Below are 25,699 nucleotides of genomic sequence, written 5' to 3' on the forward strand. Positions count from 1 at the left end.
CCTAAAAACAGCTATAAAAAATCCCCGCTGCAGTGAAATACAGCGAGGATTTTCAAAAGGATGCTTTGAAAAGGCAATCAGGCCTCGTTTTCAATTTCCTCAAGCGGCAGATCGAGTTTCAGATGCAGCTCTTTCAGACGCGCTTCATCGATTGTCGCAGGAGCCTGCATCAGTGGATCCTCTGCCTTTCCGTTCATCGGGAAAGCGATCACTTCGCGGATGTTTGGCTCATCAGCAAGCATCATGACCATACGGTCGACACCCGGGGCAGAACCACCATGCGGAGGCGCGCCGTATTTGAAGGCGTTCAGCATGCCGCCGAAGCTTTCTTCAACATCCTCTGCCGTGTAGCCTGCAATTTCAAAGGCCTTGTACATAATGTCAGGACGGTGGTTACGAATGGCACCGGAAGACAGCTCGATACCGTTACAGACAATATCGTACTGGAAGGCATTGATCGTCAGGGGATCCTGACCTTCCAGAGCTTCCATTCCGCCCTGGGGCATGGAGAACGGGTTGTGACTGAAATCAATACGACCCGTGTCTTCATCCAGTTCGAACATCGGGAAGTCGACAATCCAGCAGAACTTGAAGATATCCTTTTCAAGCAGATCAAGATCGTTGCCCAGCTTGATACGAACCTGACCGGCAAACTTCGCTGCTTTCAGTTCCTTGTCACAGGCGAAGAAAACCGCATCGCCATCTTTCAGGCCGGCAGCGTCCTTGATCTGCGCCAGACGCTCATCATCCAGGTTCTTGGCAATTGGACCCTTTGGCGTACCGTCTTCACCGTAAATGATATAGCCAAGACCTGCCGCACCTTCGGAGCGCGCCCAGTCGTTGAGCTTGTCAAAGAAGCTGCGCGGGTTGCCCGCAGCACCCGGCGCAGGGATTGCGCGAACAACAGAACCCGCATCAACGGACTTGGCAAAGATACCAAAGCCCGAACCGCGGAAGGCCTCGGTCACATCTGCAATCATAATCGGGTTCCGCAGATCCGGCTTGTCAGAGCCGTATTTTGCCATGGCTTCCGCATAGGGAATACGAACGAACGGCGCAGGTGTAACTTCACGGCCGTTTGCGAACTCCTTGAAAACCCCTTCAAGGACGGGTTCAACAGCAGCGAAAACATCATCCTGCGTGACGTAGCTCATTTCAAAGTCGAGCTGGTAGAACTCACCCGGTGAACGATCAGCACGGCTGTCTTCATCACGGAAGCAGGGAGCAATCTGGAAATACTTGTCGACACCACCCACCATCAGAAGCTGTTTGAACATCTGGGGTGCCTGCGGCAGGGCGTAAAACTTGCCCGGGTGAACACGGCTTGGAACCAGATAGTCACGCGCGCCTTCAGGAGAAGACGCCGTCAGGATCGGTGTCTGGATTTCCTGGAACCCCTGCCCGATCATTCTGGTCCGCAGCGATGCGATCACATCCGAGCGCAGCTTGAGCTTGGCAGCCATTTTCTCGCGGCGCAGATCAAGGTAGCGATAACGCAGACGTGTGTCTTCGCCGGCATCTTCATCGGAATTCACCTGCAGGGGCAGAACTTCGGCACGGGACTGGATATCAAGTTCCTCGACGCGGACCTCGATATAACCTGTTGGAAGGTTCTCGTTGATCGTCTCGGCAATACGCTCCACGACTGTTCCGGTCACAGTGATAACAGACTCTACACGAACGCTTTCCAGCGTTTCAAACAGAGGACTGGAGCTATCAACCACACACTGTGTAATACCCTTGCTGTCACGCAGATCAACAAACAGCAGCTGTCCGTGATCTCGTTTACGGTGAACCCAACCTGACAGACGAACCCGCTCGCCTGCCTGATCCTGACGAAGCTCTCCACAGGAGTGTGTGCGATAAAGATGCATGATCTTTCCTTAGACGCTGTAACCGGGCGCGTTTGAACACCCAAATGAGAAGGTCCGATTCACTGATCCGGACCTGACAAAACAATTCGCTTTGGAAAAACACATTTTGCCTGCTGTTTGTCAAGGCAGGAGCTTAAAAACTCTTGTGGAAAGGCATTTTTTTGGAACTTCCGGACAAAGCACGAACCAAAGTGATCGCAAGAGGCTTTTCAGCAAAGCTGCCTGGGCTTTGCAGTATGCGTCCCGGTCTCATTTTCCCCGGCATATTCTCCGGCCTCTTTCCTGCTGTCCTGCGTGCGCCTGATCCGGGCTTTTCTTCAAACAAGACCGATTTGATGCTTCTTTTTTGGAAAACAGCACTTTATAGTGCGCCTCATGACAATGATTACCGATACAGCCCAACTCACCTCTTTCTGCGAACAGCTCGCCCAATCCAACTATATCACCGTCGATACGGAGTTTCTGAGGGAGAGCACCTACTGGCCAAAGCTTTGCCTTGTTCAACTGGCAAACGAGGACGTCTTCGCGGCTGTCGATGTGCTTGCAGAAGGTATTGACCTTACTCCTCTCTTTGACCTGATGCGCAACAGCGCCGTGCTGAAAGTGTTCCACTCTGCACGCCAGGATCTGGAAATATTTCATCTGCTGATGGGCGGAGATCTGCCCGCACCGCTCTTTGATACACAGATTGCTGCAATGGTCTGTGGATTTGGAGATTCCGTTGGTTATGACAATCTGGCGCGTAAACTGATCAATGTGGAAATTGACAAGTCAGCGCGTTTCACAGACTGGTCAAAAAGACCTCTGACTGAAAAGCAGATCAACTATGCCCTCTCGGATGTCACTTTCCTCCGGGACATCTATAAAAAACTGCAAAAGCAGATTTCCAGTGCCGGACGGGAACACTGGCTGACAGAAGAAATGGCCATCCTTGAATCTCCGGCCACTTATGTGACCCAGCCGGAAGATGCCTACAAGCGCATGAAAACCCGTTCCAATGACAAGCGTTATCTGACTGTTTTGCGCGAACTGGCTGCCTGGCGTGAAGCTGAAGCCCAGCGCAAGGACATGCCGCGCGGCAGAGTGCTCAAGGACGAACAGCTTTTTGACATCGCGGCCCAACGTCCCCGCACTCCGAAGGAGCTGGCGAAAACACGGGGTATCTCGGAAGACATGGCCCGGGGGCGCATTGGCAAGGCCCTGCTGGAGGCTGTTGAAACAGCCCTGTCACTGCCAAAGGACCAGCAGGCCATTCCAAAGGAACGCATCGAGGTTCCCGCCGGTCGTGGTGCCGTTTCAGACCTTCTGAAAGTGTTGCTCAAACAGCGTTGCGACGACTTCAATGTTGCACAGAAACTGATCTGTAACAGCCAGGATCTGGACCGGATTGCCGCTGATCAGGACAGTGACATCGCCGCCATGCACGGCTGGCGTTACGAAGTTTTCGGGGAAGTCGCCCAGAAACTCAAAAAGGGTGAACTCTCCCTGCATCTGGAGAACGGACAGCTTGTTATCAACACCCGGTGAAAACCGGCTTTCGGCGCAATTGGTTTCCCTTGCAAAAAGCGTAGCGCTTATAACCGTTGCGCTTTTCAGCCTTCAGTCAAATCCGAAGGCCCAGGCTGTTGGTGGCGGCATTGAACTGACAGCAGAACAGCTCGCTGAAGCGCCGGAATTCTCTGTTCCTGTTGATTGCGACTTTGATACAACCTGCTTTGTTCAACACTATTTTGACCATGGTCCCGGCTCACGCACCCAGGATCACTTTTGCTCAGGCCTGACCTACAACAATCACCGTGGCATTGACATCCGGACCACCACCCTTGAGCAGATGGAACAGGGGGTCAATGTCATTGCCGCTGCCGAGGGTGAAGTCATTATTGTGCGTGACGGCGTCACGGACCGGGCGCTCAATCAAAGGGAAGTCAACGAGTTTCTGACCAACAGTGGCCTTGTTCTGAAATCAAATCAGGTTGTGATCCGCCACAGCCGGAACTGGTACAGTCTTTACGGCCATCTGAAAAAGGGGACAGTTGCAGTCAAAAAGGGACAACGTGTCAGGCGCGGACAGCCTCTGGGCGAAATCGGCCTCTCGGGCAGCACCAGCTTCCCTCACCTGCACTTTGGCGTGATGTTCAATAACCGTGTCATTGATCCCTTTACGGCACGGGAAGATGACGCAGGCTGTCAGCAACCGGCGCGCCAGAGCCTGTGGACAGAAGCAGCAGAGGCCATTCTGACCAAACGGAAGGTCGGCATTCTCAATGCAGGTTTCTCAGACAGGGTTGAAGGAATTGATGATCTCAAGACAAAACCGTTGCTCTCCAGATCACAAACCCTGACATCAACGCAGCAGATCACCTTCTGGTCCGGCCACTGGGGCACGCAAAAAGGGGATCACATCACACTGGAAATTCATCAGCCGGACGGTCAGATCGCCCGTGTTTCATCCGTTGCAGAAGAATCCCGTGTGAACGGATACCACTTTCTGACCCTGCCTTTGCCCCCGAGCGGACAGCAGGCTTCCGGACGTTATGTCGGTGTTTTTTCAATCCTGCGCGGCAAAAAGGTTGTGGCCAGTATCACCCGTGGGGCCGTTGTCCCATAAGGCCTGATAAATGCAGTGTTTTAAAGAGAAAACCGCAGCTCTTCTGTCTTGACACAAAAAGAGAACCAAAGTAGAACAAAAGCAGATGTTTTTGCTTTGTTCCATTTTCGGCAGGAGACAAACGTGCTGACACGCAAACAACGTGACTTGTTGCTCTACATCCATTCTCACATGGAGAGCAAGGGCCTGCCACCGTCCTTCGATGAAATGAAGGATGCCCTGGATCTCAAATCGAAATCCGGTATTCATCGTCTTGTCACAGCACTGGAAGAAAGAGGTTTCATTCGTCGTCTGGCCCACCGGGCCCGGGCGGTCGAGATTGTCCGCCTTCCCGAAGACATGATCCCTGCAAGGAAAACGGAAAACCGGACAACGGATCAGGCGAACAACGTTGTCCCGCTTAAATCGGGAGCATCTGCACCGGAAACAGGTGAAACACCATCGGCACAGCTTCCCCTTTATGGAAAGATTGCTGCCGGAACGCCCATTGAAGCCATCAGTGATCCTTCAAACTTTGTGGATGTTCCTCCGCACCTTGTCGGTTCCGGTGAGCATTACGCCCTGACAATTGACGGGGATTCCATGATCGAAGCGGGTATTCTGGATGGTGATACCATTGTTCTGGAACGCACAAGCCGCGTCGAAAACGGCACCATTGCTGTTGCTCTTGTCCACGGTGAAGAAGCGACCCTGAAGCGCATTTATCACAAGGGACAGGAAGTCATTCTGGAGCCGGCAAACGCCACACATACGGCCCAGCACTTTCATGCCAGTGACGTGCAGATTCAGGGACGTCTGGTCGGACTGGTCAGAAACTATCACTGATCCTGTCTGTGCCTATCTCTCCCAGGGGCGCTTCTCTCCTGATGGTTCAAGAGCTTTGCCGTTCAGAGCTGTAATGCTGTATCCGGAGTGTCCCGTATCCTCCGGCCAGAGCGCGATGCCCGCCGTTTTTCCCAGAACTCTCCTGTCGAAAAGAGGAACCTCACAGGAAAAGCGGTAAACAGGATAGCGTGCAATCACCAAATCTGCGTTTCTGCAATCCTGCCTCAGGGAATTCGGCGAGAAGGACAAGGCAACGTCAAACGCTTCTTCCTGCTCCGGACTGTCAAAATGAACAAGACATCCTGACGGATCGCAGTTGATCCGCTCAGAAGTCACAGCAGCCTTCTGAAAGTCAATGATCTGGTCGCTTCCCCAATAGTCCTTCCAGATGTTCCGGGCAAAGCGTTCACTGCGCAGGGTTGAAACAACAATACTCTCCTCGTCCCTGAACGCGATCAGCTTCGCCTTCTCATCAACCAGCATGACGGGCTGAGGCTGGGCGACAATCCGGATGGCCCAAAAAGGCACCACAAGTAAAGCTGCCCAACGCAGTGGACCCTCGATCAAAACAAGCCAGAGAAAGATCAGCAGAAGCAGGAGCAAACCTTCCACCCCCAGAGGCGGGACATGAACTGCCCCCAGGGAAAAGGCACCAAAGAACTCTGCGATCAGCAGCAACTGATCCAGAGACCACGACAGCATTCTCACGAAAGGCTCCCCCATGCCCAGAGGGAGCGCAACCAGACACACAAGCACCAATGGCATGACAACCGCACCTGTCCAGGGAACAGCCAGCATGTTGGCCGGAATTCCCATCAGGGATATGTTCTGAAAGTGATAGGCGACGAATGGCAGGGTTGCCAGGGATGCCACCAGTGAACAGAGAAAGAGGCTGCAAAGCCACCACAGAACCTGTCCGGTCACAGCCCCGGGCAAAAGGCTCAGAACAGCACCGGGTCTTCCCTCAAGCTCGGCATTTTTCAAACGATGCACCCAGTCTGCCCGTGCAATCGTCTGATAAAAGGAAACCAGAGCGAGAACAGCTGCAAAGGAAAGCTGGAAAGAGGCGCTGACAACAACTTCCGGAGCCAGAATCATCACCCCCAGAGCCGCGACAAAAACCAGTCTGAAGGAAAAGGGATTCCTGTCCAGCAGGATTGCACCAAGGGCAAAACCAATCATGATAAAGGCCCGTTGCGCCGGAACAGGGGCGCCGATCAGCTGCAGAAAGAGAAAACAACCGGCAAAGGCAACAACGGCAGACAGTTTCTTGATGGGATAGCGCAAGGCCAGCGCAGGCCAGAGGGCCAGCATAAAACGCGTTCCCCCAAAGAGAATTCCTGCCAGCAATCCCATATGCAGACCGGAAATGGCCAGAAGATGAGCCAGACCGGACTGCCTCATACTCTCCTGTTGCTGTTCCGTCAGCTTGCCCTTTTGGCCTGTCAGGAAAACAATCACCAACGCCTGCTCGTCCTCTGGCAGATACGCTTTGATGGAGCGGATCAAATCCAGCCGGAGACCATTCCACAGCCTTGTCCATGCTTCCGTCAAACTGCCCCGGACAAGAGCCCCACCGGCGTCGATCTTTTCGGCATCTCCCATCATAAAGCCCGAAGCACCAATCCCCCTGAAATAGTTCTGCCTTGCAAAATTGTACCCATCAGGATGAAGGGCCCCGGAAGAGGGAAGAAGCGCTGCCCTGCCTTCTATACAGTCGCCAATATCAAACACATCCTCCTGCCGGGTTGTGAGCCTGAGACCCGATGGTGTTTTCCCGTTTCCCAGCCAGGGAACCTCTACCTCCCTGAATGTCAGACGGGCACCCTGCCGATGGGGCTCGATTTCGGCAACGCATCCCTTGAAAGGTGCTCCGAACAGTTCTCTTTCAAGCATCACTGTTCCTGCGTTTTCGGCCCTGTACTTGATGAACCCGAACCCGCAGAAAAACAATCCGGCAAGCAAAAGAACTGCGCCGAACCGGACAAACCGTGTCAGGGACATCAATCCTGCTGAAAGAATCAGAGTGGCCGGCAAGGCTCCGATGATCGCAAGCCATATCCATTCGGGAGGTTCATAATCCGGCAGAAAATAGGTGGCAATTCCCAAACCAAAGCATAGAACACACAGGTAAAACAGACGGATCCTGGAAAAGGCCCTGTCCAGAAAACCGCTTTTCCCGAGCCTGCGATTCAGATTCCGCCCCTCAACAATCAAACGATCCCACAGCATTTCAGGAAAAGCGCCTTGTTATCCATTGCTCTTTTTCCATCATAACTTACAGCCCCTCCCTTTTTCCACGTCTTTCCCCCTTCCCGGCATTTGATACTCCTCAAGAGCTGTGATACATCAGCCGGAAAGAAGAATGACCCTCCTTGCAAGCCGTTCACAGGAATGGCGAAACGGAGATCGTTCACTGAAACAGACAAGCCGTTATGGAGCCCTTTGCAATGTCTGCATCTGCCAAACAAGTCGTGACACGTTTTGCACCTTCCCCAACCGGTTTTCTTCATATCGGGGGAGCCAGAACAGCACTGTTCAACTGGCTTTTCGCCCGGCACCACGGTGGCCGCTACACACTGCGTATTGAAGACACGGATCGTGCCCGCTCCACCCCCGAAGCGATTGATGCCATTCTGGATGGTCTCTCCTGGCTTGGACTGGACCACGATGGAGACGTTGTTTACCAGTTCGCACAGCGTGACCGGCATGCAGAAGTGGCCAACAGTCTTCTGGAACAGGGCAAGGCCTATCATTGCTATTGCTCGCCCGAAGAACTGGAAGCCATGCGGGAAAAGGCAAAGGCAGAAGGACGCCCGATCAAGTATGATGGCACCTGGCGCGACCGTGATGCATCCGAGGCTCCCGAAGGCGTCAAGCCTGTCGTGCGTCTGAAGATGCCACAGGACGGAGAAACCACAATCCGGGATCTCGTTCAGGGTGATGTGACAGTTCCAAACAGCCAGCTCGATGACATGATCCTGTTGCGCGCAGATGGCACACCCACCTACATGCTGTCTGTTGTTGTCGACGATCACGACATGGGCATTACCCACGTCATCCGCGGAGATGATCACCTCACAAACGCCTTCCGCCAGTATCAGCTCTATGCTGCCATGGGCTGGGACATTCCCGAGTTTGCCCATATCCCGCTGATCCACGGAGCAGATGGTGCCAAGCTTTCCAAACGTCACGGTGCTCTTGGCGTCGAAGCCTATCGCGACGAGATGGGTTATCTTCCGGAAGCACTGCGCAACTACCTTCTGCGTCTTGGCTGGGGCAAGGGTGACGAGGAAATCATTTCAACAGAACAGGCTGTCGAATGGTTCGACATTGATGCTGTAGGCAAGGCCCCATCGCGCTTTGATTTTGCGAAGCTGGACAACCTCAATGGTCACTACATCCGCAACAGCCAGGACAGAGCTCTGGTGGAGCTTGTCGCCCCGCTTCTGGCAAACCGTCAGGAGTTGCAGGTTGGCGATGCGCAGAAAACACTGCTGAAAAAAGCAATGCCCGGCTTGAAAGAGCGTGCAAAAAACCTTCTGGAACTGGCTGATTCTGCTGCCTTTTATCTTCACCCTCGCCCATTGGAACTGAATGAAAAGGCCGCCAAACTTCTGGATGATGAGGCCCGCTCCCGACTTTCCCTCCTCCACGCCCAACTGGAAACCCTTCAGGAATGGGAAGCTGAAAAAATCGAACAGCTGCTCAAAAGCTTTGCTGAAAGCCAGGAACTCAAACTTGGAAAGGTCGCACAGCCTGTACGGGCCGCTCTGTCAGGCAGCAATGTCTCCCCGAGTGTTTTTGAAGTGATGGAAATTCTGGGCAAGGAAGAATCCCTTGGCCGTATCGGGGATCAGGCTCTCTGACCCCTGCCAGAGCACGAGCGTCTGAAAGCCCCTGTCTCCCCCGGCAGGGGCTTTTGTTTTTTCCCGAAGCCTTCATTGAAGAAAATGCGTTCTGTAATTGATGTTTAAGCCTTTAACCATTATGCTGGCGCAAAGGGACTTTTAACAAAAAAACAAAAGGTAAAAGACATGAGCGCTGACAAAAGGAACTCTTTCACACTAACGGACAACCGAACGGGCGAAAGCTTCGAAATGCCCCTGATGGATGGAAAGGTTGGCCCTTCTGTTATTGATGTGCGTCGTCTCTATGCCCAGACTGGCTGTTTTACCTATGATCCCGGCTTCACCTCCACCGCGAGTTGTGATTCCTCCATCACCTATATTGATGGTGACAAGGGTGTCCTGCTCCACAGGGGATATTCCATTGAAGAGCTCGCATCCAAAAGTGACTTTATGGAAGTGTGCTACCTGCTGCTGAACGGTGAACTGCCCAATGTGGAGGAAAAGGAAGACTTTTCCAAGAAGATCACCTATCACACCATGCTTCATGAACAGGTCATGAATTTCTATCGCGGCTTCCGTCGCGATTCCCACCCCATGGCTGTTATGGTGGGTGTAGTTGGCGCGCTCTCAGCCTTTTATCACGACTCAACCGATGTACGTGATCCGCAACAGCGACTGATCGCCTCTCATCGTCTGATTGCAAAAATGCCGACACTGGCAGCGATGGCTTACAAGTATTCCATCGGCCAGCCTTTTGTTTATCCCCGCAACGATCTCAGCTACTCGGAAAACTTCCTGCACATGACCTTCTCTGTACCGACAGAGGAATACAAGGTCAGCCCGGTTCTGGCGCGTGCAATGGATCGCATTTTCATTCTCCACGCCGATCACGAGCAAAATGCCTCAACATCCACAGTCCGGATCGCCGGCTCTTCCGGTGCGAACCCCTTTGCCTGTATTGCTGCGGGCATCGCCTCGCTCTGGGGTCCTGCGCACGGTGGTGCAAACGAAGCCGTCCTGCAAATGCTTCAGCAGATCGGTCACAAGGATCGCATTCCGGAGTTTATCGAGCGCGCGAAAGACAAGAATGATCCCTTCCGTCTGATGGGCTTCGGTCACCGCGTTTACAAGAATTACGATCCACGCGCGGCCGTCATGCGTGAATCCTGCCACGAGGTTCTCGCAGAACTCAATGTAGACGATCCACTGCTGGAACTGGCGATGGAGCTGGAGCGCATCGCGCTTTCCGATCCCTATTTCAAGGAAAAGAAACTCTTCCCGAATGTGGATTTCTATTCCGGCATTATTCTCAAGGCCATGGGTTTCCCGACCTCCATGTTTACCGTTCTCTTTGCTCTTGCCCGGACTGTCGGCTGGGTCGCTCAGTGGAACGAGATGATCGAGGATCCAATGCAGAAAATCAGCCGCCCTCGCCAGCTTTTCCTGGGCGAAGACAAACGCGATTTTGTCCCGATGGACCAACGCAAATAAGGCAATCCATCATTCATAGCGGATACAACAAAAGAGGCTGCCCATCCGGCAGCCTCTTTTTTACGATCTGTCGCAAAATGTCACGGATTTAACCGGATTGCTGATTTTTCCGGATCACCTCAAGCACAGCTTCAGCCGCCTTGTCGCTTGGGGTTCCCTCCTCCGGAGAAAGCATCTCCACTATTCGGGCACAGCCTTCATCAGACTCCCTGCACATGGCCGGGTCTCTTAGAAAAAGCTTGAGATCTGCCGCCAGGATATCCGGACGACAACACTCCTGAATGCGTTCAGGCTGCAACTCCTCGTCCAGCAGAATGTTGGGCAGGGAATAATAGCGCGTCTTGATAAAACGCCTGATGATCCAGGCCGAGAGCGGTTTGACACGATAGCCCACGACAGTCGGAACCGAAGCAATCGCAAGTTCGAGAGAGACTGTACCGGAAGCTGCCAGAGCCACATCCGCTGCGGCAAAGGCCCTGTACTTGTTATCCTTGCCATGACACACAACAGTCTTAAACGGCCAGCGCTCAACAAGCCGCTGAACAGAATCAGAAACCTGATCCACACAAGGAACAACAATCTGCAGACTGTCCCTGTAGGAGGCATGCAGATTGCTGAGCGTCTGGCTGAAAATACTGCCAAGCTGTGAAATCTCGCTTTCCCTGCTTCCCGGCAAGACAACAATCGTTGTGCAACCGGGATCAAGCCCCAGTTCTTCCCGGCATTCTTCCCTGTTCAGTCCCCTGGGTTGATCTTCCAGTGCAGAGTGACCAACAAAGGTCGTCTCCAGTCCGTGGCGGGTAAAATACCGGGGTTCAAACGGGAGCAAAGCCAGCAGATGATCAAGATAGGCCGATATCTTTTTGGCCCGCTTAGGCTTCCAGGCCCACACAGAAGGGGCAACGTAGTGAACAAGCGGTATTCCGGTCTTCTTCAAACGTTTGCTGACACGCAGGGAAAAACCGGGCGCATCCACTGAAATATAGACATCCGGTTTTTTCTGCTTCACGTCTTCAACAGTTTGTCCAATCCGGCGCAGAAAATGGGGGATATGGGGCAGGACTTCCGCAAAGCCCATCACCGAGAGTTCCTTCATCGGAAACAGGCTGCTCAGCCCCTGAGCCTGCATGTTGCTGCCACCAATCCCGACGAACTCGACCTGATCCGATGTTCTTCGCCTGAGCGCAGCCATCAGGCGAGCAGCAAGCAGATCCCCCGACGGTTCACCTGCCACGATGTAAACAAGAGGTTTTTCCCTCACTGTTCCGTTTCCTGCTCTTCCATGAAATCAGAGGGATGGATACCACAAACAAACACACCGGCTTCATTGGCTTTCCGGACAACCTGTTCCCGGTCAACCAGCAAACTGCCTCCTGCCTCAAGGGCAATCCCCCTGAAGCCGGACGCAACAGCGTTGGCCAGAGTGGTCAGCCCTACCGTTGGCAGATCAGCGCGGCGATCCTGTTCCGGTTTCTTCAGCTTCACCAGAACAGCTCCCCTGCCTTCACGTTTCAGCTCTCTGCTCCGCAGGATCAGCGCATCCGTGCCTTCAATACCCTCGACAGCCAGCACCAGCCCGTCCTGAACAACAACGGACTGCCCCACATCAACAGCACCAAGAGCGCGGGCAACCTCCACTCCCCTGCGAACATCCGAGACGGTTTCCGGATCATCAATACCAAATTCGCCAAGAGGCCCTGATGGCATCAGGAGGTCCTGCAGGAAGTCATCCACCCCCCGGAAAAGGAACCCTTCCTCTTCGAGAGTGTCAATGACCCCACGCAACAGCGTATCATCGCCAAGACTTTTCATCCCAGCCCTGGCCAGCACCTGCATGGCCCGCCAGTCAGGTCGCAATTCCTTGACTGAAGGACGTTTGATTGGCCCGATCATCACCATTTCCTGAACCGCGTTCGCCTTCAGGGTCTTTATGACAGTTCCGGCCGCCCCCAGCCTGGACCAGGCATGATCCACACCCTCGACAGTTTCCTGATCGGTATGCCCGTCAAAAGCCATGACGAAGACCGGACGGCCTGTTTGATGGCAAAGTTCGACCAGTTTTCTGGGCAACGGCCCCGAGCCAGCAAGAATACCAAGCTTGGGAAGCGTCTGTCCTGCATCAGATTGAGACAAGGAATTCATCGTCATGATGCCTCTGCTGTCCAATCAGTCTTTCGGCTGACAAAGAGCCCTGGATGAATCAGAGCCAATAAAATCCAGAACGTCCCTGGCAAGACCCTGCCGGTTTTCGGACTGTTCCTTTTCCAGACGCTCGGCCATTGTGCCCTCGTCTGCAAAAATCTGCCGGAACGTGGCCTGAAGATCGCTGATATCCTTGCGCTCAAAGCCTCTGCGCTTCAGACCAACGAGGTTCAGACCGCTCAGACGTGCGCGTTCACCCATTACAAGGCCATAGGGGATTACATCATTCTCGACACCGGACATGCCACCAATCATGGCGTGCTGGCCGATCCGGACAAACTGATGAACAGCCGAAAGGCCGCCGACAATGGCAAAGTCACCAACTTCGACATGCCCTGCAAGAGTTGCATTGTTCACGAGGATAACATTGTTGCCGATCTGACAATCATGTGCCACGTGAGCGGAAGCCATAATCAGGCAGTTGTCACCAATCCTGGTGACCATGCCGCCACCCTTGGTGCCCAAATTGATGGTCACATATTCCCGGATGCGATTGTTCTTTCCGATCACCAGCTCTGAATCCTCGCCCGAGAATTTCAGATCCTGTGGAATTTGCCCAATTGAAGAGAAAGGATAGATTTCCGTGCCTTCCCCGACAGATGTTTTGCCAACGATCACAACATGGCTGTGCAACTTGACCCCGGCTTCCAGTTGAACCTTCGGACCAATCACACAATAAGGGCCGACTTCCGCCGTTTCATGGATTTGTGCACCATCTTCAATGATGGCTGTGGGGTGAATTGTCACAATCAGTCATCCATAATCATTGCAGAGAATTTTGCATCAGCTACAACAGTGTCGCCGACCTTTGCAACGCCGTCAAACTTCCATACATTCCTGCGATTACGGGATTTTGTCACATGGAGCTGAAGCTGGTCCCCCGGAACAACCGGACGGCGGAAACGGGCTTCGTCAATCGTCATGAAGTAAACCAGCTTTCCGGCAGCTTCACCCTCGAGCGTTTCCACCACCAGCACAGCCGCAGTTTGCGCCATGGCCTCAACAATCAGAACGCCCGGCATCACTGGCTGACGCGGGAAGTGACCTTCAAAAAAGGGTTCGTTGATTGTCACGTTCTTGATGCCGACAGCGCCTTCATCCACAGCAATATCAACGACCTTGTCAATCAACAGAAAAGGATAACGGTGCGGAATCATTTCCTTGATTTTCAAAATGTCAGCCGAGCGCAGCTCTTTGTCGTTTGCGCTTTGTTCAGTCATCAGAATTTCCTCTATTTTTCACAAGTTTATTCAGATAGGCCGATTGCTTGAGCCAGTCTCTTAAAGGAATGGCGGGATGGCCTCCGATTTTTTGTCCCGGAGCAATGGATTTCATCACTCCCGATTTTGCTGCAACCTGGGAACCTGTACCAATTTTGATATGACCGGCAACGCCCGATTTGGCAGCCATGACAACGAAATCACCAAGCTCGGCACTTCCCGCCACACCAACCTGGGCCACGAGGACACAGTTCCGCCCAACCTTTGCGTTGTGACCGACCTGGACCTGGTTATCAATACGGGTTCCATCGCCAATGATGGTGTCCGGTCCGGCCCCGCGGTCAATTGTCGTGTTTGCTCCCACTTCAACCCCGTCGCCGATCAGAACCAGTCCGATTTGAGGCACATCCAGAAAACCGTCAGGATCCATTGTAAAGCCAAAACCTCTGGTTCCAATTCTGGCGCCGGCATGAATCTGGCAGCCTGAACCGACCCGGCAATACTCCAGAGAGGCATTGGGCCCGATCACGGTTCCGGAGCCCACCTCCACGTTTCTTGCAACAACGGCATTCGCTCCGACAACACAGGCTTTACCAAGAACGGCCCCCTCTTCAATCACAGCACCCGCTGCAATTTCACAGCCTTCTCCAATGTCTGCAGTGTCTGCAACATGGGCATGGGGGCTGATCCCGCATTCCCGGGGGATCCGGCCTGCTTCCGGATAAAAGGCCTGTGTTACGAGAGCATAGGCTTTGTATGGATTGCTGGTCACAAGCAGACTGACAGTGTCCGGAGCCAAATCCTTGAATTCGGGCGCAACAATACAGGCAGCAGCTTTGGTGTCCCTGAACGCCTGCAGGTATTTTTTGTTGTCCAGAAAGGAAACCTGCCCGTCAGAGGCTGCCTGCAATGGAGCCACATCTTCGATCAGAATGTCGTTTTCCGTCCTGAGCAGCAGTTCGGCTCCGGCAATTCCAGCCAGCTCTTTCAGGGTAAAAGGGCCTGAGCGATGAAAAAAGTTTTGATCAGCCATTGTGTGACAGGATCCCTTTTTATTGTACTTGCTCAGGTGCTTCCAAAACACGAGGCAGAACCCGGTTTAACTCTTCAATAATCTGGTCTGTAATTTCCAGATCGCTTCTGAAAAAGACTGTGGCTCTCTTTTCAACAACCAGATCAAACATTTGCGCCTTGATTCTTTCAAGGATAATCCTGTTCATTTCCTTGCGGACAAGATCAACGCTGTTGGCATAGATGATGTTCAACTCAGCCTTCAACTCTTTCGCCTGCTTGCGCACAGAAGCAGCTTCGCGGTCAATATCCCCCTTGCGCTGGGCGAAAACCGAAGGATCAAGAACGGACTTTTCCTGAACAAGGTTCCGGCTGGCACGAATGAGCTGCTGTTCTTTCTCGCGAAACCTGTTTTGCAAGGCGTCTCTCTTGTCTTCAATTGACCTGTTAATCTGGGTCATCGCTGTTGATGAAGACAGGACTTTCTGGGTGTCGATAATCGCAATTTTCAAACCACTCCCGGTTTCCTGGGCACGGGCATCCGGCTGCAATGCAACAGCCAGGACGACCGCATACAGTGCTGTCATCAGACAGCGCAACAGACCATCACGCTGCAGATAACCCGGGAACATTGCAAAAGACGTCATAGAAGCCATTCACAGCCAATCCAGATCAGAAGTTTGTTCCAAAGTTGAAACTGAACACTTCTGTTTCATCAAAGTCCTCTTTCAGGATTGCAATACCAACATCCGCACGCAACGGCCCGAATGGAGAGTCATAGCTGATCCCCGGACCGATCGACAGACGCGGCGTGCTCTCGTCCTCGACCCCTGTCTCATTGCCATCGATGTTAAAGGTTGCACCAAAATCGGCAAAGAGGCGACCTTTGACCGGAAACTCTTCCGGCAATCCAAGCGGGAAGCTCAGCTCGACAGAACCATTGTAGAGCTGCTTGCCGCCAAGCGGATCATCGCTCACGCTGTCACGTGGTCCAACACCGGAATTTTCAAACCCGCGCAGCCTGTTGCCGCCGAGGAAATAGCGTTCGGAAATTCTTGTGTCTTCAGCCAGGCCAATAATGTTGCCAACCTCACCGCGGACAGACAGGGTGTATTCATCATCAAAGAAGGATGTGAAATAGGTTGAGCTCAATGTTGTCCTCAGGTGGCTGACATCCCCACCCAAACCTGCCAGTTCGGTATCGAGACGAACAACATAGCCTTCCTTGGTGTTGAAGGCTGTATCACGCTTGTCGTAAATCAGGGATGTTCCAACAGCAGACTTGACGGTGTCCCCCTCCTGCTCTCTCACCAGAAGCGAGGCATCACTGTCAATATTGCTCACTTCCGTGAATTCAAGCCTGTAGTTCACCAGCTGTCTGAGATCGTCGGACAGATTAAAGCCTGTTCTCAGGGCGCCACCGGTGCTGACCTCGTCGAAGGAGAGTTCATCGTTGTCCCGTTCAATACGGAAGACATCGAAACCTGCAGAGATGTCCTTGCCCATGAAATAGGGCTCGGTGAAACCAAAGTCCGCCTGGGAACCGGAACCGGCAAGCGACAGGCGAATACGAACGTCCTGACCACGCCCCAGGAAGTTTCTCTCCCTCAATCCAATGGACCCCAGAGGGCCATCACTTGAAGAGAAACCTGCACCAAGGCTCAGTTCACCAGTCGACTGGTCCTCGACTTCGACCTTCACAATGGTCTTGTCCGGAGTGGAACCGGCAACATTGTCAACATTGACTGTACGGAAGAAGCCAAGACGCTGAATACGCTCACGCGAACGGCGCAGCTTCGCCGCGTTGAAGGCATCCCCTTCAACCAGTTCAAACTCACGACGGATCACGCGATCCAAAGTCCGCACGTTGCCTTCAATATCAATCCGCTCAACAAAAACACGGGGACCTTCATCAATCGAGTAAAGCAGGCTGATCAACCTGTTTTCCTTATCGACATCAGGCTGGGGATTAACGTTCACAAAGGCATAGCCCAATTCACCGACCCTGTCGGTCAGAACGGAAACGGTGTCATCAACCAGGTTCGCGTTGTAGTATTCACCATCAACTGTAAGGATATCATCCTGTACATCCGCAACATTGAAATCCTTCAGGCTGCTTTCCACCTCAATCGAACCAAAGCGGTAACGGTTGCCTTCCTCGAGAGTAAAGGTCACCAGAAAGGCCTTGCGATCCGGGGTCAGCTCTGCAACCACAGACAGGACATCAAAGTCGGCATAGCCGTTCTTGAGGTAAAAACGGCGCAGGAGTTCACGGTCAAAGGTCAGCCGGTCCGGGTCATAGGAATCAGAGGAACTCAGGAACTTGTAGAATGCAGTTTCAGAGGTTGAAACAACGTCGCGCAGATCGTCATCGTCAAAAGCACGGTTTCCGATGAAGTTGATCGCATTCACAAAAGTTTTTTCACCCTCGGAAATCTCGAAAACCAGATCAACCCTGTTCTGCGGGAGCTGAATGATTTTCGGCTCCACAGATGCTGCAAAACGTCCGGAACGGCGATAGAGCTGGAGAAGGCGTTGCGCATCTGCCTGGGCTTTGGTCCGCGTGTAAACCGATCTGGAACGCAATGTGGCTTCCGCACCAAGGACTTCATCATTCAGGCTGCGGTTGCCTTCAAAGGCGACCCTGTTGATAATCGGGTTCTCGACAACGTTCACAACCAGGGTTGCTCCTTCCCTGCGGAACGAGACATCTGCAAAAAGCCCGGTCGAGAAGATGGCCTTGAGCGACTGGTTCAACTCGATCGGATCAAAAACATCCCCGGGTTTGACAGTCAGATAGGACCGAACAGACTCAGGTTCGATACGCTGGGTTCCCTCAACAACAATCTGCTGAATGGGCTGATTGGACGCCAGATTCTGCGCCAGGGAAGCAGACGGGATCAAACCCGTCACCTGCATTCCGACCACAAGCGCAAAGGCAGCCAGCCAATTGGAAAAACTCACCCCAGAAAAATAAGCCCGGACAGGTTTTAACATTCTTTTTGTTACCCCCCGAAACGCATCGAACAGCGTATCGATAAAATCAAACAGAACCCGTATGCCACGTCTAGTTCGTCAAAAACGTATAGAAGGTGTCATTCCAGGTTACAAAGACCATTAAGCTCAATACCAGAGCCAGCCCTATTCGAAAACAGTATTCTTGTGTTTTCAGCGAAAGAGGACTGCCTTTAACTATCTCAATAATATAAAAAAGCAGATGCCCCCCATCCAGAACAGGGATTGGCAGAAGATTCAGAACACCCAGACTGATCGACAAGAGAGCCATCGTCCAGATATAGCTGGGCAAACCGTTTTGCGCCGCCTCTCCGGAAATCTGTGCAATCCGGATGGGACCTCCCAGATCCGATGCCGGACGAAAGCCTTCGATAATCTGTTTGACGGCCTTGAAAGAGCCTGTTGTTACAGACCAGATTTCAACGAGAGAGGCATTGAAGGCCTCGACAAATCCCAGCTGTCTGCGCTCCAGACTGACGCTGCCGATTCCAATCTGATAGCGAACTGTTTCCCGCCCCTGCGGATCTGTGCCACGGATTACCTCGGGAACAACGGTCAGTTCCAGTGTTGAACCGTCTCTGAGAACAGTGAACACAAAAGCAGAGCCATCACCGAGTTGAACGGTCCGGCGCAGTTCATCAAAACTGTCGATTTGCTTGCCATCAACAGCCGTGATCAGATCATCCGGAAGAAAACCTGCGACCTCTGCCGGAGATCCTTCAACGACAGAATTGACCCTCGCAGGAGCATAAGGCTGACCAAAAACCGAAAAAAGCCCGGTAATCAGGACAATGGCGAGCAGAAAGTTTGCCAGGGGACCGGCTGCAACGATAGCGAAACGCTGCCAGACCGTTTTGGTCCGAAATGCCGCTTCAGGATTGTCGATATCCCGCGCAGGATCATCCGGATCAATAGCATCGGCGCTTGCGGCGTTGCCATCTCCGTACATTTTGACATAGCCGCCGAGAGGAATCGCGGCAAACTTCCAGCGCGTCCCGTGCCGGTCCGTCATCCCGAAAAGCTCGGGTCCGAAACCGACGGAGAAGGTCATAACCTTGACCCCGCATTTTCTGGCGACCCAGAAATGACCAAACTCGTGAATAAAAACCAGTATCGTTATCAAAACGAGGAAGGCTGGAATTGAAACAAGATCCATTCGAACATTCTGCCTTTTAAAATACCAATTCACCGGAACAATTGAAAACCACCGCGTGGCCTCAGCTGCTGAGGCAATTCGTTATGAAGGTCTCAGGCCTTTATACATGCTTTCACGCTGTTTCGCACCTCACGATCCAACGAAATTACTTCATCAATGGAAGAACACGCCCCCGGCTGTATTGAGGCGAGAGCATCTTCGACAAATGAGGCAATATCAAGGAAGTGAATTCTCTCATTCAAAAATGCATCCACAGCCACTTCATTCGCTGCATTCAGGACAACGGATGCGGAGCCACCAGCACGCAGAGCCTGTCTGGCAAGCGCAAGACAGGGGAAGTTTTTCTCATCAGGCTCTTCAAAGGTCAATTGTCCCAAACGCGCAAGACTAACGGGTTCAACCGGGGTTCTGAGCCGTTCGGGCCATCCCATCGCATAGGCAATGGGTGTTCGCATGTCAGGCTCTCCCAACTGGGCAAGCACCGAGCCGTCAATATAATTGACCATGGAATGCACAATGGATTGCGGATGCACCACCACATCAATTCTGTCTTCAGGCATGTCAAAAAGATAGGAAGCCTCGATCAGCTCCAGCCCCTTGTTCATCATGGACGCCGAATCAACCGTGATCTTGGCCCCCATGGACCATCTCGGGTGATTGAGCGCCTCCTTGAGCGTCACAGCCTTCATCTGCTGCGCAGTCCAGCCGCGGAAAGGTCCGCCGGATGCAGTCAGAACCAGAGAATGAATACCGGAACGACCCTTGTCATCAAAAACCTGGAAAATGGCACTGTGTTCGGAATCAACCGGCAGAAGAACCGCCCTGTTTTCCAGAACAGCTTTCTTCATCAGCTCACCGGCACAAACCAGAGCCTCCTTGTTCGCCAGAAGAATTTTTGAACCACGCTCAATCGCTGCCATGGTCGGCGCCAAACCGGCCGAACCGGTAATGGCAGACATCACCATGTCACTGTTTCGCCGTGCAGCTTCTGTCACAGCTTCGACACCTGCTGCACACTCAATTCCGGTCCCGTTCAAAGCCTCTTGAAGGATCGAAAAATGTGCCGGATCAGACAGCGCGACATAGCTCGCATTAAAGCGTATAGCCAATTCAGCCAGCTTCCGGGCATTTCCATTGGCGGTCAGCGCTTCCACCCTGAAACGCTCAGGATGACGCGCAACAATATCGAGAGTGCTGGTTCCGATGGACCCCGTCGCCCCCAGCACAGTAATGGACCGCTGAACACACCCGGAATTCTGCATCATGGGAGCTGTTCCGAAATCTGCAGGGCAGCAACGACAATGGACACAGCCATCAGCCCGTCAATCCGGTCCAGAATACCGCCATGCCCCGGGATCAAACGTCCTGAATCCTTCTTGTCACTCTTGCGTTTCAGATAGGATTCAAAGAAGTCACCAGCCTGCGCAATAATGGCAAGCAACATACCGATAACCAGAAGCTCCAGGTTTCCAGACGGCAGCTCAAAGTAACGCCCGATGACATAGCTGAAGATCGCAGCAAAAAACATTCCGCCAAAGAGCCCGGCCCAGGTTTTGTTTGGACTGATGATTGGCAAAACTTTCGGACCTCCGATTGTCTTGCCAACAAAATAAGCGCCAATGTCTGTCGCCCAGACAATCGCAAAAAGCCAGATAACCTTGCCCATACCGATTTCCGGCAGTCCCCTGAGCCAGTCAATTGCAAGACAACTCAGGGAAATATAGACAGAACCCAGAAGATACCATCTGCAACGCTCGCGATCCTTTTCCTTGTTTGCTGCCAGACTCATCTGGATCACAATCCCAAGAGCAAGAACCCAGACGGCCTGCGAATAATATCCCAGAACACCGGCCAGAACTGTCAACGTGACAACGCTTACCATGGCATAGGCATTCCGCCCGGGTGCCGTCCGGCCAAGAGCAGAGGCCCACAACAGACCGGACCATTCCCAGGCGGACAGAAAGGCAACTGCAAAGATCACCAGTTCCAGAAACGGACTGCCCAGCAACAGTGCGCCAATTGCCAGCGGAGCCAGAACAACAGCGGAGGCTGTTCGCGTCAGAAGACCGCCTTTTTTGAGATTATGCAGTACCAAGGGCAACCCCATAGCGTCTGTCCCGTCTTTGATATTCTTCCACAGCTGACCAGAGATCTTCCTTGCTGAATTCCGGCCAGTATTTATCGAGAAATACCATTTCGCTATAGGCCAGCTGCCACAGAAGAAAGTTGCTGATCCGCGTTTCCCCGCTGGTCCGGATCAGAAGATCCGGATCGGGAATCCCTGCAGTATAAAGCTCTTCTCCGATTTTTTCCGGTGTAATATCCTGCGGAGACAGAACACCGTCTCGCACCTTTATGGCAAGAGCCTGCGCCGCAGAAGAGATTTCCTGCCGGCTACCATAGCTGATCGCCATGCAAACCGTCATCTTTTCATTGTCGGCCGTTTGCTCTTCGGATTGCTCAATCAACTGAACAATATCCTCAGGCAAAGGTGCCCGGTCGCCGATGATTTTCAGCCTGATCCCTGCGCTGTGAAATTCAGCCAGATCACTTTTGAGGTAGCGTCGCAGAAGGTTCATCAAACCTTCGACCTCATCTTCCGGACGCTTCCAGTTCTCGGAAGAAAAGCAGTAAAAGGTCATGGTGGAAACGCCCAGCCTGCTTCCTGCCCTGATCACCTCGCGCAGGACTTCCGCTCCCTTGCGGTGTCCCATGGCGCGCGGCAACCCCCGGCCTTTTGCCCAACGGCCGTTGCCGTCCATTATGAAGGCAATATGCTTCGGGATAGAAGTTTCAGACATTTTCCAACCTTTGATCTGTCACGGATTTTGACCGGTACAACCAGTCCAGACAAACCTGTAAGTCAAAATGGGTGTTTTGATGATAGCCTGAGGCACTTTTGTGAAGAAAAGGCTGAAGCAACGATGTAACGAGCCTCAGCCTCTAACGCAATACCGGTGATCCTGCAGAATCAGACCTGCATGATCTCCTCTTCCTTCTTGGCGAGCTGCTCATCAATCATCTTGATGTGCTCGTCCGTTACCTTCTGTACATCGTCACTGAGGCTGTGATGCTCGTCCTTGGAAATCTCGCCATCTTTCTCAAGACGCTTGAGTTCATCCATGCCATCACGGCGAACATTGCGAACAGCAACACGTGCCTGCTCGGCATATTTTCCGGCGATTTTTGCCATTTCCTGGCGACGCTCTTCGGAAAGCGGAGGAATTGGACAACGGATCAGTTGACCATCCGGCGACGGGTTCAGCCCCAGACCGGAGTTGCGGATTGCCTTCTCCACAGCAGCAACCATCGACTTGTCCCAGACTTGCACAGTCAGCATACGCGCTTCAGGAGCACCGATTGTGCCAACAGAAGTCATTGGCATTGAGGAACCGTAGGCTTCAACCATAACAGGCTCCAGAAGAGCTGTGGACGCCCGGCCAGTCCGCAAACCGGCAAAATCCTTTTTGACCGCCTCGATAGCACCGTCCATACGACGGTTGATGTCACTCATCTGTTCCTTGAAAGACACGGGTTAGCCCTCACTCTGAACTGTTGTAAACCGGCCCTCACCGCGCAGCACGCGGCCAAAAGACCCTTTTTCGTAAATTGAAAAGACAGTTATCGGTATATTGTTCTCTCGCGTCAAGGCAATAGCAGATGTATCCATGACACGCAAATCATCGGTCAGGACTTTTTTGTAATCCAGATGATCGTAATGCTTGGCATCCGGGTTCTTCACAGGATCGTCTGTGTAAACACCATCAACCTTTGTTCCCTTCAGCAGCATCTCGCACTTCATTTCAGAGGCGCGAAGCGCTGCGGCAGTGTCCGTTGTGAAATAGGGATTCCCGGAACCGGCCGCAAAGATAACAACACGCCCCTTTTCCATGTGCCGCTCTGCGCGACGGCGGATGTAGGGCTCGGCCACAGTATCCATCGGAATGGCAGACTGGACGCGCGTGGGGACATCCAGCTGCTCCAGAGCATTCTGCATGGCCAGGGAATTCATTACGGTTGCCAGCATGCCCATATAATCCGCTGTGGTTCTCTCCATACCGGACGCCGCACCGGACAGTCCGCGGAAAATGTTGCCGCCACCAACGACGACACAAACCTGCACCCCGCTGTCGACCACTTCCCTGATATCCTCGGCAATCTGGTTGACCGTCTCCGGATCGACACCGAACTGACCGGATCCCATCAGGGCCTCACCGGAAAGCTTCAGCAAAACACGTTTGTATTTTTTGGGTTCTTGAGAGTTTTGCACGTCTGACACGGTCAGCTCCTTCATTCATTTCCTCACAGGCTGCCCAGCCGGACAGCAGATCAAACAGGACGCGATCTACAAACAAATAACTTTATAACTGCTCTTTGCCTTAATACTCCAAAAAGCAGACGCGCAAAAGGCCGCGCACGGAAGTACGTTCCGAAACGCGGCCTTTTGCAAATGCCTTACTGACCGAGAGTAGCAGCAACTTCAGCAGCGAAGTCTTCTTCTTTCTTCTCGATACCATCACCCAGCAGGAAGCGCAGGTAACCAGTGATTTTCACCTCTGCACCCAGCTCTTTGCCGAGGTTTTCAGCAGCCTTGCCAACAGCGTTTTCGCCATCGATTACGAATGTCTGCTCCAGCAGACAGTTTTCTTCGTAGTACTTGCGAATACGGCCTTCGACCATTTTCTTTGCAATTTCTTCCGGCTTGCCGGAAGCAACAGCCTGATCGATCAGAACCTGACGCTCGCGCTCCAGCTCTTCGGCGCTGACAGAATCACGGTCGAGAGCCAGCGGGTTCACAGCGGCAACGTGCATTGCAACCTGCTTGCCGAACGCTTCCAGCTTCGCAGCGTCACCGGTTGACTCAACAGCAACCAGAACACCGATTTTACCCAGGCCAGGAGCAGTTGCATTGTGAACGTAGGACGCCACGGCACCGCTGGAAACTTCCAGAACGGAAGTGCGACGGATGCTCATGTTCTCGCCGATTGTCGCAACCAGGTTTGTCAGTGTGTCTGCAACAGACTTGCCACCTTCGTATTCGGAAGCTGTCAGCGCATCCAGATCACCACCTGTGGACAGAGCCAGGGAAGCAACCTTGGAAACAAAGCCCTGGAACTGTTCGTTACGGGAAACGAAGTCAGTTTCAGCGTTTACTTCAACAACAGCACCTTTCGTGCCTTCGGAAGCAACGGCAACCAGACCGTCAGCAGCAACACGGCCCGCTTTTTTCGCAGCAGTCGCAAGACCTTTCTTGCGCAGCCAGTCAACAGCTTCTTCAATGTTGCCGTCGACTTCAGCCAGAGCCTTTTTACAATCCATCATACCTGCGCCGGATTTCTCACGCAGTTCCTTAACGAGAGCAGCAGTAATCTGAGCCATTCTTTTCACTCTTCAAATAGACGTTACAACAGAGCCCCTCATACACCGGGGTCACTCTGCCCTATCTCTTACAGGTTTTTTCTTACGAAAAATCGACAAGGGAGCCTTTTATTGGAACCACCAGTCCCGGAGCCCTGTCTTCCTGCATACGACTTTAAACAAAACGGCGACCTTCATGGAAAGTCGCCGTTTCAAAAACCTGTGCTCACCCGTGCATGTGATATGTCCGGGCAATCATTTGGCGACCTTAAGCCTGGGCAGCTTCTTCAGCAGAAGCTTCTTCCGCAGCAGGCAGCTGCTCACCAGCATCTTCCGCTTCACCCAGATCGGCACCGGAAGCGGTCAGTTCAGCCTGCAGACCGTCGATAACGGCATCAGCGAACAGATCACAATAGGTCGCGATCGCGCGAACGGCATCGTCGTTACCCGGAACCGGGAATGTCACACCTGCAGGATCAGAGTTGGAGTCAAGAATGCCAACAACAGGAATGCCGAGTTTAACAGCTTCTGCAATTGCGAGGTGTTCCTTGTTTGTGTCGATCACAACGATCGCATCAGGAATGCCACCCATTTCCTTGATACCGCCCAGAGCCAGCTCCAGCTTGTCGCGGGAACGTGTCAGGTTCAGCAGTTCTTTCTTGGTCAGACCGGACTGGTCACCGTCCAGAATTTCTTCCAGTTCGCGCAGACGACGAATAGAGTTGGAAACAGTTTTCCAGTTGGTCAGCATACCGCCGAGCCAACGGTGGTTCACGTAGTACTGACCACAACGTTTTGCAGCTTCAGCCAGAGGCTCGGAAGCCTGACGCTTTGTACCGACAAACAGAACACGGCCACCACCGGCAACGATCTCGCGCACGAAAGTCAGGCTTTTGTGCAGCAGAGGAACAGTTTGTTGCAGATCAAGGATGTGTACGTTGTTGCGCTCGCCAAAGATGTACGGAGCCATCTTCGGGTTCCAACGGCGTGTTGTGTGACCAAAGTGAACACCAGCTTCAAGCAGCTGACGCATTGTAAATGTAGGAAGTGCCATTTCTCTATGCCTTTTTCTTCCGGTTGAACCTCCG

Annotated in this window: 22 protein-coding genes; 5 read left to right on the forward strand and 17 right to left on the reverse strand. The window is 52.9% G+C overall.

All coding sequences use genetic code 11. The features are described from left to right. Positions 1-77: 77 nt before the first annotated feature. Positions 78-1,874, reverse strand: coding sequence for an aspartate--tRNA ligase (aspS, locus tag AAAH10_RS09215; protein WP_343562775.1), 1,797 nt, complete (start codon positions 1,872-1,874; stop codon positions 78-80). Positions 1,875-2,249: 375 nt separating this feature from the next. Between aspS and rnd the strand changes: the two genes are divergently transcribed. From rnd to lexA, 3 genes are all read left to right on the forward strand, one after another. Further along, positions 2,250-3,401 (forward strand): ribonuclease D, encoded by a 1,152-nt coding sequence (gene rnd, locus AAAH10_RS09220; protein ID WP_343562776.1) that lies wholly within the window; start codon positions 2,250-2,252, stop codon positions 3,399-3,401. Further along, complete coding sequence (locus AAAH10_RS09225; protein ID WP_343562778.1) at positions 3,382-4,482, forward strand: M23 family metallopeptidase; 1,101 nt, start codon at positions 3,382-3,384, stop codon at positions 4,480-4,482. Before rnd ends, AAAH10_RS09225 begins: the two co-directional genes overlap by 20 nt. A gap of 123 nt (positions 4,483-4,605) precedes the next feature. Next, positions 4,606-5,307, forward strand: a complete 702-nt coding sequence (lexA, locus tag AAAH10_RS09230) for a transcriptional repressor LexA (RefSeq protein WP_343562779.1) — start codon at positions 4,606-4,608, stop codon at positions 5,305-5,307. 12 nt (positions 5,308-5,319) lie between these two features. Here the strand turns inward: lexA and AAAH10_RS09235 are convergent, their stop codons facing one another. Then, positions 5,320-7,539: a ComEC/Rec2 family competence protein gene (locus AAAH10_RS09235; RefSeq protein WP_343562781.1), complete on the reverse strand. Its 2,220-nt coding sequence runs from the start codon at positions 7,537-7,539 to the stop codon at positions 5,320-5,322. 218 nt (positions 7,540-7,757) lie between these two features. On the opposite strand from AAAH10_RS09235, the gene gltX reads away from it, so the two are divergent. Both gltX and AAAH10_RS09245 read left to right on the forward strand, forming a co-directional pair. Further along, a complete protein-coding gene (gene gltX, locus AAAH10_RS09240; protein WP_343562783.1) occupies positions 7,758-9,176 on the forward strand; it encodes a glutamate--tRNA ligase in 1,419 nt (472 codons plus the stop codon). 168 nt (positions 9,177-9,344) lie between these two features. Further along, positions 9,345-10,649 (forward strand): citrate synthase, encoded by a 1,305-nt coding sequence (locus AAAH10_RS09245; RefSeq protein WP_343562785.1) that lies wholly within the window; start codon positions 9,345-9,347, stop codon positions 10,647-10,649. 88 nt (positions 10,650-10,737) lie between these two features. Here AAAH10_RS09245 and lpxB read toward each other — a convergent pair whose 3' ends face one another. From lpxB to rpsB, 15 genes are all read right to left on the reverse strand, one after another. Next, positions 10,738-11,910, reverse strand: a complete 1,173-nt coding sequence (lpxB, locus tag AAAH10_RS09250; RefSeq protein ID WP_343562787.1) for a lipid-A-disaccharide synthase — start codon at positions 11,908-11,910, stop codon at positions 10,738-10,740. Next, the gene (locus AAAH10_RS09255; RefSeq protein WP_343562789.1) at positions 11,907-12,797 is read right to left on the reverse strand and encodes an LpxI family protein; all 891 of its coding nucleotides are present in this window, start codon (positions 12,795-12,797) and stop codon (positions 11,907-11,909) included. The genes lpxB and AAAH10_RS09255 overlap by 4 nt, the downstream gene beginning before the upstream one ends. A gap of 18 nt (positions 12,798-12,815) precedes the next feature. Next, on the reverse strand, positions 12,816-13,601 hold the full coding sequence (gene lpxA / locus AAAH10_RS09260; RefSeq protein WP_343563298.1) for an acyl-ACP--UDP-N-acetylglucosamine O-acyltransferase: 786 nt from the start codon (positions 13,599-13,601) through the stop codon (positions 12,816-12,818). Beyond that, a complete protein-coding gene (fabZ, locus tag AAAH10_RS09265; protein WP_343562791.1) occupies positions 13,601-14,071 on the reverse strand; it encodes a 3-hydroxyacyl-ACP dehydratase FabZ in 471 nt (156 codons plus the stop codon). Before fabZ ends, lpxA begins: the two co-directional genes overlap by 1 nt. Then, a complete protein-coding gene (gene lpxD / locus AAAH10_RS09270; protein WP_343562792.1) occupies positions 14,064-15,104 on the reverse strand; it encodes a UDP-3-O-(3-hydroxymyristoyl)glucosamine N-acyltransferase in 1,041 nt (346 codons plus the stop codon). Before lpxD ends, fabZ begins: the two co-directional genes overlap by 8 nt. 19 nt (positions 15,105-15,123) lie before the next feature. Beyond that, positions 15,124-15,738: an OmpH/Skp family outer membrane protein gene (locus AAAH10_RS09275; protein ID WP_343562794.1), complete on the reverse strand. Its 615-nt coding sequence runs from the start codon at positions 15,736-15,738 to the stop codon at positions 15,124-15,126. Between the two features lie 16 nt (positions 15,739-15,754). Then, on the reverse strand, positions 15,755-18,046 hold the full coding sequence (bamA, locus tag AAAH10_RS09280) for an outer membrane protein assembly factor BamA (protein ID WP_343562796.1): 2,292 nt from the start codon (positions 18,044-18,046) through the stop codon (positions 15,755-15,757). Between the two features lie 103 nt (positions 18,047-18,149). Next, complete coding sequence (gene rseP / locus AAAH10_RS09285) at positions 18,150-19,253, reverse strand: RIP metalloprotease RseP (RefSeq protein WP_343562798.1); 1,104 nt, start codon at positions 19,251-19,253, stop codon at positions 18,150-18,152. A gap of 92 nt (positions 19,254-19,345) precedes the next feature. Then, the gene (locus tag AAAH10_RS09290) at positions 19,346-20,518 is read right to left on the reverse strand and encodes a 1-deoxy-D-xylulose-5-phosphate reductoisomerase (protein WP_343562800.1); all 1,173 of its coding nucleotides are present in this window, start codon (positions 20,516-20,518) and stop codon (positions 19,346-19,348) included. After that, positions 20,515-21,348: a phosphatidate cytidylyltransferase gene (locus AAAH10_RS09295; RefSeq protein WP_343562803.1), complete on the reverse strand. Its 834-nt coding sequence runs from the start codon at positions 21,346-21,348 to the stop codon at positions 20,515-20,517. The genes AAAH10_RS09290 and AAAH10_RS09295 overlap by 4 nt, the downstream gene beginning before the upstream one ends. Continuing rightward, entirely contained in the window at positions 21,335-22,054 is a 720-nt protein-coding gene (uppS, locus tag AAAH10_RS09300) for an undecaprenyl pyrophosphate synthase (protein WP_343562805.1), read from the reverse strand. Before uppS ends, AAAH10_RS09295 begins: the two co-directional genes overlap by 14 nt. 170 nt (positions 22,055-22,224) lie before the next feature. Beyond that, complete coding sequence (gene frr, locus AAAH10_RS09305) at positions 22,225-22,767, reverse strand: ribosome recycling factor (RefSeq protein ID WP_343562807.1); 543 nt, start codon at positions 22,765-22,767, stop codon at positions 22,225-22,227. 21 nt (positions 22,768-22,788) lie between these two features. Next, entirely contained in the window at positions 22,789-23,532 is a 744-nt protein-coding gene (gene pyrH, locus AAAH10_RS09310; protein WP_343562809.1) for a UMP kinase, read from the reverse strand. Positions 23,533-23,708: 176 nt separating this feature from the next. Next, a complete protein-coding gene (gene tsf, locus AAAH10_RS09315; protein WP_343562811.1) occupies positions 23,709-24,632 on the reverse strand; it encodes a translation elongation factor Ts in 924 nt (307 codons plus the stop codon). 247 nt (positions 24,633-24,879) lie between these two features. Further along, entirely contained in the window at positions 24,880-25,665 is a 786-nt protein-coding gene (gene rpsB, locus AAAH10_RS09320) for a 30S ribosomal protein S2 (RefSeq protein WP_343562813.1), read from the reverse strand. Positions 25,666-25,699: the final 34 nt, after the last annotated feature.

The organism is Carbonatibacter coralli (genome assembly GCF_039592655.1).
Taxonomy (GTDB): Bacteria; Pseudomonadota; Alphaproteobacteria; order Kiloniellales; family Kiloniellaceae; genus Carbonatibacter; species Carbonatibacter coralli.

Coding starts and splice junctions, on each gene's coding strand:
- aspS (WP_343562775.1), bottom strand. CDS start 1,874: ATGCATCTTTATCGCACACACTCCTGTGGAGAGCTTCGTCAGGATCAG.
- rnd (WP_343562776.1), top strand. CDS start 2,250: ATGACAATGATTACCGATACAGCCCAACTCACCTCTTTCTGCGAACAG.
- AAAH10_RS09235 (WP_343562781.1), bottom strand. CDS start 7,539: ATGCTGTGGGATCGTTTGATTGTTGAGGGGCGGAATCTGAATCGCAGG.
- gltX (WP_343562783.1), top strand. CDS start 7,758: ATGTCTGCATCTGCCAAACAAGTCGTGACACGTTTTGCACCTTCCCCA.
- AAAH10_RS09245 (WP_343562785.1), top strand. CDS start 9,345: ATGAGCGCTGACAAAAGGAACTCTTTCACACTAACGGACAACCGAACG.
- AAAH10_RS09255 (WP_343562789.1), bottom strand. CDS start 12,797: ATGACGATGAATTCCTTGTCTCAATCTGATGCAGGACAGACGCTTCCC.
- fabZ (WP_343562791.1), bottom strand. CDS start 14,071: ATGACTGAACAAAGCGCAAACGACAAAGAGCTGCGCTCGGCTGACATT.
- lpxD (WP_343562792.1), bottom strand. CDS start 15,104: ATGGCTGATCAAAACTTTTTTCATCGCTCAGGCCCTTTTACCCTGAAA.
- AAAH10_RS09275 (WP_343562794.1), bottom strand. CDS start 15,738: ATGGCTTCTATGACGTCTTTTGCAATGTTCCCGGGTTATCTGCAGCGT.
- rseP (WP_343562798.1), bottom strand. CDS start 19,253: ATGGATCTTGTTTCAATTCCAGCCTTCCTCGTTTTGATAACGATACTG.
- AAAH10_RS09290 (WP_343562800.1), bottom strand. CDS start 20,518: ATGATGCAGAATTCCGGGTGTGTTCAGCGGTCCATTACTGTGCTGGGG.
- uppS (WP_343562805.1), bottom strand. CDS start 22,054: ATGTCTGAAACTTCTATCCCGAAGCATATTGCCTTCATAATGGACGGC.
- frr (WP_343562807.1), bottom strand. CDS start 22,767: ATGAGTGACATCAACCGTCGTATGGACGGTGCTATCGAGGCGGTCAAA.
- tsf (WP_343562811.1), bottom strand. CDS start 24,632: ATGGCTCAGATTACTGCTGCTCTCGTTAAGGAACTGCGTGAGAAATCC.
- rpsB (WP_343562813.1), bottom strand. CDS start 25,665: ATGGCACTTCCTACATTTACAATGCGTCAGCTGCTTGAAGCTGGTGTT.